The sequence below is a fragment of the Halomonas sp. NCCP-2165 genome (assembly GCF_023708045.1).
Classification (GTDB): domain Bacteria; phylum Pseudomonadota; class Gammaproteobacteria; order Pseudomonadales; family Halomonadaceae; genus Bisbaumannia; species Bisbaumannia pacifica.
This window is the reverse complement of sequence record NZ_BRCY01000003.1, coordinates 176,500-189,081: the sequence shown is the minus strand read 5'-3', so window position 1 is coordinate 189,081 and position 12,582 is coordinate 176,500. Positions and strand designations below refer to the sequence as shown.

General features: G+C 68.1%; 14 protein-coding genes, 1 rRNA gene and 1 pseudogene. 8 read left to right on the top strand and 8 right to left on the bottom strand.

Annotation, left to right across the window (positions count from 1 at the left end; translation table 11 throughout):
* A 5S ribosomal RNA gene (gene rrf, locus NFU04_RS02875) occupies positions 1-112 on the top strand; the annotation flags it as partial.
* Between the two features lie 440 nt (positions 113-552).
* Here the strand turns inward: rrf and hisC are convergent.
* Entirely contained in the window at positions 553-1,605 is a 1,053-nt protein-coding gene (gene hisC, locus NFU04_RS02870; RefSeq protein ID WP_251308018.1) for a histidinol-phosphate transaminase, read from the bottom strand.
* Positions 1,606-1,713: 108 nt separating this feature from the next.
* Between hisC and NFU04_RS02865 the strand changes: the two genes are divergently transcribed.
* Positions 1,714-2,604, top strand: a complete 891-nt coding sequence (locus tag NFU04_RS02865; RefSeq protein ID WP_251308017.1) for an AEC family transporter — start codon at positions 1,714-1,716, stop codon at positions 2,602-2,604.
* On the opposite strand, the gene NFU04_RS02860 is transcribed toward NFU04_RS02865, so the two are convergent.
* A complete protein-coding gene (locus NFU04_RS02860) occupies positions 2,601-3,086 on the bottom strand; it encodes a MarR family winged helix-turn-helix transcriptional regulator (protein ID WP_251308016.1) in 486 nt (161 codons plus the stop codon). The two genes, NFU04_RS02865 and NFU04_RS02860, sit on opposite strands and share 4 nt — an antisense overlap.
* Before the next feature lie 185 nt (positions 3,087-3,271).
* Here NFU04_RS02860 and NFU04_RS02855 point away from each other — a divergent pair, with 185 nt between their 5' ends.
* The 4 genes from NFU04_RS02855 to mnmH all read left to right on the top strand — a co-directional run bounded on the left by NFU04_RS02855 (position 3,272) and on the right by mnmH (position 7,486).
* Positions 3,272-3,724, top strand: coding sequence for a copper resistance protein NlpE N-terminal domain-containing protein (locus NFU04_RS02855; RefSeq protein ID WP_251308015.1), 453 nt, complete (start codon positions 3,272-3,274; stop codon positions 3,722-3,724).
* A 189-nt stretch (positions 3,725-3,913) separates the two neighbouring features.
* Entirely contained in the window at positions 3,914-5,290 is a 1,377-nt protein-coding gene (gene radA / locus NFU04_RS02850; protein WP_251308014.1) for a DNA repair protein RadA, read from the top strand.
* A 70-nt stretch (positions 5,291-5,360) separates the two neighbouring features.
* On the top strand, positions 5,361-6,398 hold the full coding sequence (selD, locus tag NFU04_RS02845; protein ID WP_251308013.1) for a selenide, water dikinase SelD: 1,038 nt from the start codon (positions 5,361-5,363) through the stop codon (positions 6,396-6,398).
* Entirely contained in the window at positions 6,395-7,486 is a 1,092-nt protein-coding gene (gene mnmH / locus NFU04_RS02840) for a tRNA 2-selenouridine(34) synthase MnmH (protein WP_251308012.1), read from the top strand. Before selD ends, mnmH begins: the two co-directional genes overlap by 4 nt.
* Positions 7,487-7,691: 205 nt before the next feature.
* Here mnmH and NFU04_RS02835 read toward each other — a convergent pair.
* Positions 7,692-8,081: pseudogene (locus tag NFU04_RS02835) on the bottom strand (type 1 glutamine amidotransferase); the annotation flags it as partial.
* Between the two features lie 80 nt (positions 8,082-8,161).
* Here NFU04_RS02835 and NFU04_RS02830 point away from each other — a divergent pair.
* Positions 8,162-8,479: an MGMT family protein gene (locus tag NFU04_RS02830; protein WP_251308011.1), complete on the top strand. Its 318-nt coding sequence runs from the start codon at positions 8,162-8,164 to the stop codon at positions 8,477-8,479.
* A gap of 28 nt (positions 8,480-8,507) precedes the next feature.
* Positions 8,508-9,098 (top strand): YjaG family protein, encoded by a 591-nt coding sequence (locus tag NFU04_RS02825; protein WP_251308010.1) that lies wholly within the window; start codon positions 8,508-8,510, stop codon positions 9,096-9,098.
* Here NFU04_RS02825 and NFU04_RS02820 read toward each other — a convergent pair.
* From NFU04_RS02820 to hisB, 5 genes are all read right to left on the bottom strand, one after another.
* Positions 9,095-9,604, bottom strand: coding sequence for a hypothetical protein (locus NFU04_RS02820; RefSeq protein WP_251308009.1), 510 nt, complete (start codon positions 9,602-9,604; stop codon positions 9,095-9,097). The genes NFU04_RS02825 and NFU04_RS02820 overlap by 4 nt on opposite strands.
* Before the next feature lie 17 nt (positions 9,605-9,621).
* Complete coding sequence (hisF, locus tag NFU04_RS02815) at positions 9,622-10,395, bottom strand: imidazole glycerol phosphate synthase subunit HisF (protein WP_251308008.1); 774 nt, start codon at positions 10,393-10,395, stop codon at positions 9,622-9,624.
* Positions 10,396-10,398: 3 nt separating this feature from the next.
* Positions 10,399-11,145, bottom strand: coding sequence for a 1-(5-phosphoribosyl)-5-[(5-phosphoribosylamino)methylideneamino]imidazole-4-carboxamide isomerase (gene hisA / locus NFU04_RS02810; RefSeq protein ID WP_146803011.1), 747 nt, complete (start codon positions 11,143-11,145; stop codon positions 10,399-10,401).
* A gap of 67 nt (positions 11,146-11,212) precedes the next feature.
* Positions 11,213-11,854, bottom strand: a complete 642-nt coding sequence (hisH, locus tag NFU04_RS02805; RefSeq protein WP_251308007.1) for an imidazole glycerol phosphate synthase subunit HisH — start codon at positions 11,852-11,854, stop codon at positions 11,213-11,215.
* A 31-nt stretch (positions 11,855-11,885) separates the two neighbouring features.
* Positions 11,886-12,479: an imidazoleglycerol-phosphate dehydratase HisB gene (gene hisB, locus NFU04_RS02800; protein WP_146803009.1), complete on the bottom strand. Its 594-nt coding sequence runs from the start codon at positions 12,477-12,479 to the stop codon at positions 11,886-11,888.
* Positions 12,480-12,582: the final 103 nt, after the last annotated feature.

Here is a 12,582-nt window from a genome sequence, read left to right as displayed (position 1 = left end):
ACGACCATAGCGAGTGGGAACCACCTGATCCCATGCCGAACTCAGCAGTGAAACCGCTCAGCGCCGATGGTAGTGTGGGGTCTCCCCATGCGAGAGTAGGTCATCGTCAGGCACTTCTTCAGAAACCCCAGCCGTTGGCTGGGGTTTCGTCGTTTAGGGGCCTCCCCATGGAGAGTCCCGGAGTGCCGGCCAGATCATCGTCAGGCACTTATACCAAAAAACCCCGGGCACTCAGTGTTCGGGGTTTTTTATTGGGCATGGGGAGACCCGCTCTTTACCTCGTGGGGCCGCTTCGCGGGCCGGCCCCTCGCCGGCTCGGGGCGTTCGACCGCCCTCGTGGCGCTGCCACGAAGGGCCGGGCGGTCTCACCCCCATGCGAGAGTCCCGGAGCCCGGCGCGGTCATCGTCAGGCACTTCTTCAGAGAAGCCCCGATCATCATCAGATGGTCGGGGTTTTTCGTATTGGGATCTTATCAACTAAAAAAGCTCCGGCTCGTAGGAGGCCGGAGCTTTTTGGTTAATGACGGGCCGGAGCAACCGGCCCATATCTCCTTAGCAGAGGCTCTCCAGGGCCTCGATCAGATGGTTCATCTCGTCTTCGGTGCCGATGGAGATGCGCAGGAAATCGCGCAGGGCCTCGGTATTGAAGTGGCGTACCAGGATCCCTCGCTCGCGCAGGCCGACGAAGAGCTGGGCGGCATCCTGCCCCGGATGGCGGGTGAGCAGGAAGTTGGTCTGGGAGGGCAGTACCTCGAAGCCCAGCCGTTCCAGTCGTTGACGGGTGCGCTCGCGGGTGGTGACCACCTTCTCGCGACAGGCCTCGAAGTGCTCCTTGTCCTGCAGGGCGGCGATGCCCACGGCACTGGCGAGCATATCGATGGGGTAGGAATTGAAGGAGTTCTTGACCCGCTCCAGCCCCTCGATCAGCTCCCGGGAGCCGATGGCATAGCCCAGGCGCAGCCCGGCCAGGCTGCGGGACTTGGAGAAGGTGCCGGTCACCAGCAGGTTGGGGTAGCGATCCACCAGGGGCACGGCACTCTCGCCGCCGAAATCCACATAGGCTTCATCCACCAGCACGACGCAGTCGGTGACGCGCTCGAGCAGGCCAGCGATGGCGTCCCTTGAGTGACCATGACCGGTGGGGGCATTGGGGTTGGCGAAGGCGATGCCGCCGCTGTCGGCGGGGAGTGAGTCCAGGGGCACACGCCAGGCGTCATCCAGGGCCAGGGTACGGTAATCGATGCCATAGAGGCGGCAATAGACCGGATAGAAGCTGTAGGTGATCGCCGGCAGGCTCAGCGGACGCGATTGGCAGAAGAAGGCCTGAAAGGCCAGGGCCAGCACCTCGTCGGAGCCGTTGCCGACGAAGACCTGGGAGACCTCGACGCCGTGCTCCCGGGCCAGGGCCTCGCGCAGCGCACTGGAGTCGGGATCGGGGTAGAGGCGCAGGTGGTTGGTGGGGAAGTCGCGCAGCACCTCGCCGACGCCCGGTGCCGGGGGATAGGGGTTCTCGTTGGTATTCAGCTTGATCAGCTGTTCACGGGGCTGCTCACCGGGAACATAGGGCGTCAGCTCCCGGACCGCGGGGCTCCATAGCTTGCTCATGGTCTCTCGCATCGACTGGGTAATAGAGTCCAGTCATGTTGACCCCGGCGCTCCCCCGGCGCAAGCCATGGGCGTGTTAATCTGGCACCGCTGATACAGGAGCTTTGAATGATCGCCAAGATTCTCGCCACCCTGTTGCCGGTCTTCCTGATCGCCGGCTGCGGGGCTCTCTATGGTCGCCTGCGCACGCCGGATATCCGCAGCCTCAATACCCTCAATATGGAGCTCTTCGTGCCGCTGCTGGTGTTCGCCGTGCTGGCAGACGGTCAGGCGCCCCTCGAGGAGTACGCCGGGCTCGCCCTGGCGGCGGTGGTGGTGGTGCTGGGCTCGGGGCTGTTGCTGTGGCCGGTGGCGCGCTGGCTGAGCATGGATGCCAAGACCTTCCTGCCGCCGATGATGTTCAACAACGCCGGCAATATGGGGGTGCCGCTGATGGTGCTGGCCTTCGGCGAGGCGGCGCTGCCGGCGGCGGTGGTGGTCTTTATCGTCGAGATGCTGCTGCACTTCTCGGTGGGCCTGTATCTGCTCAACCCTGGCACGCCGCTGTGGCGGTTGCTGCGTCTGCCCATCGTCGTGGCCAGTCTCGCCGGGCTGGCGGTCAACCTGAGTGGCCTGCCGCTGCCCCCTTGGCTGCTGGAGGCGATGCACCTTCTGGGGGGCGTCTGCATCCCGCTGATGCTCTTCGCCCTGGGGGTGCGGATGCTGGATATCGATCTGCGCGATTGGCGCACCGGCCTGCTCGGGGCCCTGCTGTGCCCCTTGAGCGGCCTGCTACTGGCGGCGCCGATGATCTGGTGGCTGGGCCTGACGGGGCTTCAGGCCGCGGTACTCTGGGTCTTCGCCGCCCTGCCGCCGGCGGTGCTCAACTATCTGGTGGCGGAGCAGTACCGCCAGGAGCCTCATCGGGTGGCCTCCCTGGTGCTGGTGGGTAACCTGGGTAGCCTGGTGGTCATGCCCCTGGTACTGGCCGTGGTGTTCGCGTATGTCGTGCCCGGCTAATCGCCGCGCTCTTCCAGGCGCGTGAGCTGGCGGTCCAGCTTGCCCATCAGGTGCAGCAGGTCGCGGTACTCGCCGGTGGAGAGGGTGTCGACCAGCTGCGCTTCCCAGTCATGGGCCAGCGGGATCAGCTCATCCAGCAGCGCCTGGCCCTCGGCGGTCAGGTGCAGGAAATGGACCCGTTGATCTTCCGCCGAAGGGGTGCGGTGGATCAGGCCACGCCCCTCCAGCGCCTGGATGGCTCGGGAGATCCGTGCCTTGTCCATGCCGGTGTACTGTCCCACCTTCTTGGCGGTCAGGGTATCGCAGTGGCTTAACCAGGCCAGTACCCGCCATTCGGCCACCTTGATGCCGAAGCGCTCTTCGTAGATCCTTGCCAGGGCCTGGCTGATGCGATCGGCCAGGCTATTGAGGCGGTAGGGCAGGAACTGGTTGAGATCGAGCTCGGTCTTGGCGGGGGCCTGGGAGTCGTGATCGGTGGTCATGGGGTCTCTCTTTCGCCACCGGGGTGGGTGGTGGAATGCGAGGCTATGCTACCCCAGCGTCGCGCCAGACTCTATACGAGTGCCGGGGATGGCGTCGCTCGGGCTGTCGGTGCCGCCGCGATACCGTTATGCTTGGGGTATCATCACTGATTCACCAAGCTTTTTCACCCGTGAGGAGGATGCTCATGCGAACCCCGATGATGCTGGCCGGCGCGGCTCTCGCGCTTACCCTGGCCGGCTGCGCCGCCGGACCGATGGAATCGCAGAATGGCGCTGGCGTTACCGATGGCGAGACCGCCTATCAGGGCTCCCTGCCGTGTCGCAACTGCGCGGGGATCGACCTGGACGTGCGTCTCCAGGGCGAGATGCCGAGCGCACAGGCGATGGAGCGCACCTTCACGCTCCAGGCCAGCTATCGTGAGCATCCCCAGAGCCCGCCTGACGAGAACTATGCCGGCAACTGGGAGATCCTCAGCGGCACCGCCAGCGACCCGGAGGCCACCGTCTACGAGCTGACCCCGGAAGGCGAGGGGCAGGTCTACTACTTCCTCAAGCTCGATGAGCAGACCCTGGAACTGATCGACCCCCAGCGTCGGCGTTTCCAGAACAGCGAGATGCTGCGCCTGCGTCGTCTCTAAGGGCGTCGTCGAGCAGTCGAACGGGGCGGCCTGAGGGCCGCCCCGCGTCGTTGCATTCCCGGGTCGCCGGGAAGAGAGAAAGCCAAGGCAGCCGAAGTGGTCAGGGGGAAGGGTGCCGTCGTCTGCATCGGGTGCGGTGCCGAAGACAGCCAGTGGCGGGGAAAGTGCCGCGAGTCGTGGGGAGATGAGATGGCCAAGGCGAAGAGCGCTTTTGTCTGTACCGAGTGCGGTGCCGACTACAGCAAATGGCAGGGGCAGTGCTCGAGCTGCCGTGAATGGAACACCCTGAGCGAGGTGCGTCTGGCCCCGGCGCGTCCCGGCGCCCCGGCGGCGGCGACCACCGGGCGTAGCGGCTATGCCGGGGTGACCTCCCGGGAGGTGGTGGACCTCTCGGCGGTGGATCTCTCCGAGGTGCCGCGCCTCTCCTCCACCTTCGACGAGTTCGATCGGGTGCTGGGTGGCGGCCTGGTGCCGGGCTCCGCGGTGCTGTTGGGCGGCCACCCCGGGGCGGGCAAGTCGACCCTGCTGCTGCAGACCGCCTGCAAGCTGGCCCAGGGGCGGCGGGTGCTCTATGTCACCGGCGAGGAGTCGCTCTCCCAGGTGGCGATGCGCGCCCACCGCCTGCAGCTGCCGACCCAGGGCCTCAAGATGCTGGCGGAGACCAGCGTCGAGACCATCCTCGCGGTGGCCGAGCGGGAGCGCCCCGAGATCCTGGTGATCGACTCCATCCAGACCATGCACCTGGAGGATATCTCCTCGGCCCCGGGGGGCGTGGCCCAGGTGCGCGAATCCGCGGCGGCCCTGACCCGCTTCGCCAAGGGCTCCGACACCGTGTTGCTGCTGGTGGGGCATGTCACCAAGGATGGCTCCCTGGCCGGGCCCAAGGTGCTGGAGCATATGATCGATGCCTCCCTGCTGCTGGAGGGCGGTGCCGACTCGCGCTTTCGTACCCTGCGCGGGCAGAAGAACCGCTTCGGCGCGGTCAACGAGCTGGGCGTCTTCGCCATGCTCGAGCACGGCCTCAAGGAGGTGAAGAACCCCAGCGCCATCTTCCTCTCCCGGGGCGAGGAGCAGAGTCCCGGCAGCCTGGTGATGGTGGTCTGGGAGGGCACCCGGCCGATCCTCGTCGAGGTCCAGGCGCTGCTCGACGACTCGCCCCTGGGCAATCCGCGGCGGGTCGCCGTGGGCCTGGATGCCAACCGCCTGGCCATGCTGCTCGCCGTGCTGCACCGCCATGGGGGCCTCTTCACCGGCGACCAGGACGTCTTCCTCAACGTGGTGGGGGGCGTCAAGGTACTGGAGACCAGCGCCGACCTGGCGGTGTTGCTGGCGGTGGTCTCCAGCCTCCAGGGGCGGGCCCTGGCCAAGGAGCTGGTGGTCTTCGGCGAGGTCGGCCTCTCCGGCGAGATCCGCCCGGTACCCAGCGGCCAGGAACGTATCGTCGAGGCCGCCAAGCACGGCTTTACCCGGGCCATCGTGCCCCGGGGCAATGCCCCCAAGCAGGCCCCGGCCGGCATGGAGGTGGTCGCCGTGGATAAGCTCAGCGAGGCCCTGGAGGCCTTGTAGCGCCCCGGCGCCGCTATAACTGCCCCCGGCGAGCCGCTAGAATTGACCCAAAGCCTGCAAGGAGAACGAGATGAGTGCCATCCGCCTGACCCAGTACAGCCACGGCGCCGGTTGCGGCTGCAAGATCGCCCCCGACGTCCTCGATGGCATTCTCGCCAAGGCCGGCCCCGGGGCCAGCCACAGCCGGCTGATCGTCGGCAACGAGGGGCGCGAGGACGCCGCCGTCTACGACCTGGGGGATGGCCGCGGCATGATCGCCACCACCGACTTCTTTATGCCCATCGTCGATGATCCCTTCGATTTCGGACGCATCGCCGCCACCAATGCCATCAGCGACGTCTATGCCATGGGCGGCACCCCGGTGATGGCCCTCGGAATCCTCGGCTGGCCCCTGGACAAGCTGGGGCCGGAGATCGCCGGCGACGTGGTGGCTGGAGCCCAGGCGGTGTGTCGCGAACTGGGCCTGGCGCTGGCCGGCGGCCACTCCATCGACGCCCCGGAGCCGATCTTCGGCCTGGCGGTCAATGGCCTGGTCGACCTCGCGCACCTCAAGCTCAACAAGGGTGCCCAGGTCGGCGACCTGCTCTACCTCACCAAGCCGCTGGGGGTGGGGCTGTTGACCACCGCCGAGAAGAAGGGCCTGCTGGCGGCGGGCCACCAGGGGCTGGCCCGTCAGACCATGCTGCAGGCCAATGCCATCGGCGCCGAGCTGGCTCGGGTCAAGGGCGTGCATGCGATGACCGACGTCACCGGCTTCGGCCTGGCCGGCCACCTGGTGGAAGTCTGCCAGGCCAGCGACGTGGCCGCGCGTCTCGATTTCAAGAAGTTGCCGCGGCTGGCCGAGGCCGAGGGCTATCGTCGCCAGGGCGCCGTGCCCGGCGGCACCGGACGCAATCGCCAGGCCTTGGGCGCCAGCCTGCCGGAGATGGACGAGGCCCACTGGCAGTGGCTCTGCGACCCCCAGACCTCCGGTGGCCTGCTGCTCTCCGTGCACCCCTCCTGGGCCGATGACGTGGAACGCATCGGTCGCGCCCACGGATTGAGCCTGACCCCCTTCGGCGAAGTAGTCGAGGCCTCGGGCGAGGCGCGCATCGAGGTGCGTGGATGAGCCTTCCGCTGATCGAACCGAGCCTCGAGCTGCTGCGCCAGAAGCGGGTACTGATCGATGTGCGCGCCCCGCTGGAGTTCGCCCAGGGCGGCCTTCCCGGGGCCATCAACCTGCCGCTGATGGATGACGAGGAGCGCCATCGGGTCGGCATCGAGTACAAGCAGCGCGGCCAGGAGGCGGCCATCGTCCTCGGCCAGCGGCTGGTCTCCGGCGGCATCAAGGCCGCCCGAGTCGAGGCCTGGAAGGCCATGGTGGAGACGCATCCCGATGCCATCGTCTACTGCTTCCGCGGCGGCCTGCGCTCGCAGATCGCCCAGCAGTGGCTGATGGAGGCCGGCATCGAGCGGCCCAGGATTCGCGGTGGCTGGAAGGCCATGCGCCAGGCCCTCTGCGCGCGCATCGATGCCGCCGCCGAGCGTCCCCTGCTGGTGGTGGGGGGGCTCACCGGCTGTGCCAAGACCACCTTAATTCAGGCCCTGGACAATGGCCTGGACCTGGAGGCCTGCGCCCGCCACAAGGGCTCCGCCTTCGGTCGCCATCCGCTGCCGGCGCCCTCCCAGATCGACTTCGAGCACGCCCTGGGCCTGGGCCTGCTGGAGATCGACGGCGGCAGCGTGGTGGAGGACGAGTCGCGGCATATCGGCGCCGCCAATATCCCCCTGACCTTGTGGCGCGCCATGGAGCGGGCGCCGCGCCTGCGGGTCGAGATGCCCCTGGACTGGCGCCTCGAGCAGATTCGCAAGGACTATATCGACGACCTCTGGGCGCTCTATCGCGCCCAGTACGGCGACTGGCTGGGCTGGGCGCTGATGCGCAAGCAGCTCGCCACCGCCCTGGGGCGGCTCAGGAAGCGCCTGGGCCATGCCCGGCTGGCGCGCCTGCAGCGCCTCCAGGCACTGGCCTTCCGCGAGCACCAGCGCGGCGATGCCCGGGCCCACGAGGCCTGGCTGGCGCCGCTGCTCACCGAATATTACGACCCCCTCTATCGCCACCAGCTCGACAAGCAGGACAAGACCTTCCTACATGTGGGCGACTGGGAGAGCTGCCTGGCGGCGGCCCGGGAGTGGAGCGCCCGGACTCGGCCCTGAGCCACTGTGCCAGCAGTCGATCCAGCAGCGCCGCCTGGCGGTCGAAGCGCCTCGGCTCGGCGAAGATTTCCGCCGGTGCCTGAAGATAGGTCGAGGGAGCGGATGCCGGGGCGAAGGCCCGCTCGCTCAGGGCCAGCATGGCGGCGGCGCTCCGGGCGGTGCTCTCCAGGTGGCACTGCAGGGCGATGACCCGGCCGGCGTCCCAGGCAAAGCCCTGGACCGGCCCGGCCGGGGTGCCACCCAGGGGCAGGGCGTCTTCCGGCAGACCGAAGATGCGGCTCTGCCAGAGCAAGGCCTCGAAGCGCTCCGGCAGGTCGAAGGGGCTCTCGGGGGCCAGCGTCAGGGGGTGCCAGCCCACCTCCGGGTAGGTGCCCCGGGAGACGGTGGCGCCCAGGGCCCGGGCGATCAGTCGCGCGCCCAGGCCGATGCCCAGCAGTGGCTTGCCGCTCTTCAGGGCGCGCTCGACCAGCTTGCGCTCCCGGGCCAGTTCGGGGGCGTCCTCCGCCTGGGGACCGTCGAGCAGGATCAGGGCATCGCAGTCCGCCAGCCGCGGCGGGGCCTCGCCCGGGTGGCAGACGTTGTGGCTATGGCCCATGCCGTCCAGCCAGTCCTCGAGGCGCGCCGGCCCCAGGCTGGCATGATGTTGCAGGAAGTAGATATGCATAGGAGTCCAGGGTGACGAAAAAGCGGCCGCCGCACCAGGGGGCGAGTCGCCGGGAGGCGATCTATACCATAGTGGCGGCGATTCCGCCCGGTCGGGTGACCAGCTATGGGCGCATCGCCAGCCTGGCGGAGGGGCTGACGCCGCGGCTGGTGGCGAGGGCCCTGGGGGAGCTGCCCGCCGGTCATGGCTTGCCCTGGCAGCGGGTGATCCGTAGCGACCGTCGCCTCGCCGATCACCCCGGGGCGGCCAAACAGCGTGCCCTGCTGGAGGGCGAGGGGGTCGACTTCGATGACCGGGGCCGGGTCCCCGAATGCTTCTTCTGGCCCTGAGGGCCGGAACAACCGATAAGGAAGCCTTATGAGTGATGCCAACGGCGGCTTTCGGCCGCGCCTGCGGGCCCTGGATCGCCGCCAGGGGCTGGCCTTTATGGCGGCCCTGGCCGAACGCCTGCGCCCCAACTACCTGCTCTATGCCGAGGCCAGCGAGCAGGGCGACCCGGCGGCGCTGCGGGTGATCCATGATCTGATCTGGGAGGCGCTGCTGGTCAAGGAGGCGCGCATCGATTTCGAGCGCCAGGCCGAGAAGCTCGCCGAGCTGGAGCCTCCCGCCGAGGACGAGAGCTTCGGCGCGCGGAGGGCCCTGGAGGCGGTGATGGCCCTGGCGGCCTGCCTCGATAGCCTCAGGGGCGAGGCGCCGGAGGCCGCGCTGGAGGTGAGCGAGCTTTCCCGCAGCGGCGTTCAGGCCTTTATCGAGCTCACCGAGGGGGAGGAAGACGCCCAGCGCCTGGCGGCGCTGATTCGCCAACACCCGCTGATGGATGACGAACACGACTTCCAGGCGGCGGTGCTGGAGGCGGTGGAGGCGCCCCTGGACCGGGGGGCCCTCAAGGCGCTGCGTCGGCTGGGGCGCAACGGTGGCGTCAGTAACCTGGGGCTGACCCTGGATTAGAAACTCACCCCCAGGGTGACCATGGCCCCGGCGGTGCCGAAGACGATCAGGTCGGTATCCAGGGTGTCCCAGCGCACGCCGATGCTGGGCAGGATGGCCGGGGCGATGCCGTAGCGATTGAAGGGAATCTTGTCGCGAAACTCTCCCTGGTAGCCGCGCAGCAGGCCGCCGGTCAGCTTGCCGCGCACCTCCAGGGTCTCGCTGGGCCGCCAGAAGGAAAACTCCCGGCCGCCGTAGAAGTACCAGGTGGGCTGATCGAAGGAGTTGCGGAACCAGGCGGCGCCGGCGAACCAGCGGGCGGTATCGTGCACCTCCACGCCGATCAGGTCCTGGCGGTTGTTGTAGTCATCGTTCGAGCCGAAGTGGGTGGTGTAGAGGCCGGCCTGCAGCCGCGTGTGCCCATACTCGAAGGATGGCGCCGCCTGGGCCGGGCCCGCCGCCAGGAATGCCACGGCGAGCCCCAGGCTCGCCGTCTTGTGCCATCGTTGGCTCCACAACCCTTCCATGGTCGCTCCTGGGTGAGTCAAAGGCGCATCTCGATGCCGTGTTCGGCCATGAAGTGCTTGGCCTCGGGGATGCTGTACTCGCCGAAGTGGAAGATGCTGGCGGCCAGCACGGCGTCGGCGCCGCCCCGGGTCACCCCCTCTACCAGGTGAGACAGGTTGCCGACCCCGCCGGAGGCGATCACCGGCACGCTGACCGCGTCCGAGATGGCGCGGGTCACGCCCAGGTCGAAGCCGGCCTTGGTGCCGTCCCGATCCATGCTGGTCAGCAGCAGCTCGCCGGCGCCGTACTCCACCATCTTCTGGGCCCACTCCACCGCATCCAGGCCGGTGGGGCGGCGACCGCCATGGGTAAAGATCTCCCAGCGCGGCACCTCGCCCTCCGCGGAGACCCGCTTGGCATCGATGGCCACCACGATGCACTGGCTGCCGAAGCGCTCGGTGGCCTCGCGGACGAATTCCGGGTTGGTCACCGCCGCGGTATTGATGGAGACCTTGTCGGCCCCGGCGTTGAGCATGGTGCGGATATCGTCGCAGCTGCGGATGCCGCCGCCCACGGTGAGCGGGATAAATACCTCGCCGGCGATGCGCTCGACCATCTCCACGGTGGTGTCGCGGCCCTCGTGGCTCGCCGTGATATCGAGGAAGGTGATCTCGTCGGCGCCCTGCTGGTTATAGCGCTTGGCGATCTCCACCGGATCGCCGGCATCGCGGATGCCGACGAAGTTGACGCCCTTGACCACCCGGCCGGCGTCCACGTCGAGGCAGGGGATGATGCGCTTGGCGAGGCCCATGATTCAGCTCCCGGTGTGGGTGAGTTGGTCACTGAGGCGCTGGGCCTCGGCGAGATCCAGGCTGCCCTCGTAGATGGCGCGCCCGGTGATGGCCCCCAGGATGCCGTCGCCGGCCACTTCGCTCAGGGCGCGGATATCGTCCAGGTTGGTGACGCCGCCGGAGGCGATCACCGGCAGGCCGCTGTCCCGGGCCAGGGCGGCGGTGGCCTCGACATTGACGCCGTTCATCATGCCGTCCCGGGCGATATCGGTGTAGACGATGCTGGAGACGCCGTCATCGGCGAAGCGCTTGGCCAGGTCGCTGGCCTTGACCTCGGAGACCTCGGCCCAGCCGTCGGTGGCCACGAAGCCGTCCCGGGCGTCCAGGCCGACGATCACGTGGCCGGCGAAGGCGCGGCACATCTCGGTGACGAAGGCCGGCTCCTTGACCGCCTTGGTGCCGATGATCACGTAGGAGACCCCGGCCGCCAGGTAGTGCTCGATGGTGGCGGCGCTGCGGATGCCGCCGCCGATCTGGATGGGCAGCTCCGGGTAGGCCCGGGCGATGGCGGTGACCGCCTCGCCGTTGACCGGGGTGCCCTCGAAGGCGCCGTTGAGGTCGACCAGGTGCAGGCGGCGGGCGCCGGCCTCGACCCAGCGGGCGGCCATGGCCACCGGATCGTCGCCATAGGTGGTGGAGTCGTCCATGCGGCCCTGCTTGAGCCGCACGCACTGGCCGTCCTTGAGATCGATGGCGGGAATTACCAGCATGTCGTGTCCTCGTGGGCGCCCTGGGGCGCGGGTGATAGCGTTGATACGATAAGCCGTGCCGGGCGCCTCAGGGCTCCCAGGTCACGAAATTCTCCAGCAGGCGCAGGCCGGCATTGGCGCTCTTCTCCGGGTGGAACTGCACCGCGAAGACCGGGCCGCGGCCGATGGCCACATGGGCCTGGATGCTGCCGTAGTCGGTGGTGCCGAACAGCGTCTCGTCCTCGGCGGCGTCCACATAGTAGCTATGTACGAAGTAGAAGCGCTCGCCGCTCTCGATGCCGGCCCACAGCGGGTGCGCGTGGTGCTGGTCGACCCGGTTCCAGCCCATGTGCGGCACCTTGAGGCGCTCGCCCTGAGCATCGCGCATATCGCCGGGGAAGCGCTTGACCCGTCCGGGCAGGTGGCTCAGGCAGGTCACGCCGCCGTTCTCCTCGCTCTCGTCGAGGAGCATCTGCTGGCCGACGCAGATGCCCAGCAGCGGCTTGTCCGCCTCCGCCAGCAGCTCCTGCACCAGCCCCTTGACCTGGCTGCGCTCCAGCTCGCCCATGCAGTCGCGGATCGCCCCCTGGCCCGGCAGCACCAAGCGGGTGGCGCCGCGGATGCAGCGCGCATCCCGGGTGACGATGACGTTCTCCTGGGTGACATGCTCCAGCGCCTTGGCGACCGAATGCAGATTGCCCATTCCGTAGTCGATAACGGCGATGGTCATGAAAGGCTCCTCGACGGGTGGGGGAGGGGGCTCACAGGCAGCCCTTGGTGGACGGCATCTGGCCGGCCATGCGGGGATCCTCGGCCACCGCCATGCGCAGGGCGCGGCCGAAGGCCTTGAAGATGGTCTCCGCCTGGTGGTGGGCGTTGAACCCCTTGAGGTTATCGATATGCAGGGTCACCTGGGCGTGATTGACGAAACCCTGGAAGAACTCCCAGAACAGCTGGGTGTCCAGGCGGCCGAGGCTGGCGCGGGTAAATTCCACGTCCATGAACAGGCCCGGGCGCCCGGAGAAGTCCACCACCACCCGGGAGAGGGCCTCGTCCAGGGGCACATAGGCATGGCCGTAGCGGTAGATGCCGCGCTTGTCGCCGATCGCCTTGGCGAAGGCCTGGCCCAGGGTGATGCCCAGATCCTCCACGGTATGGTGATCATCGATATGCAGGTCGCCCACCGCCTTGATCTCCAGGTCGATCAGGCCGTGGCGCGCCACCTGGTCGAGCATATGATCGAGGAAGGGCACACCGGTCTCGCACTCGAGCCGACCCTGGCCATCGAGGTTAACGCTCACCGTGATCTGGGTCTCCTGGGTATCACGGGACACCGTGGCGATACGCTCGGACATGACGACTGAACTCCTGCGCTGGGCGCATGCATGGGAACCATAGGGCAGGGCTCCCGCGCGCGGGCCCCTGTCGAGCCCTCCATTATAGAGAATCGCCCCCCCC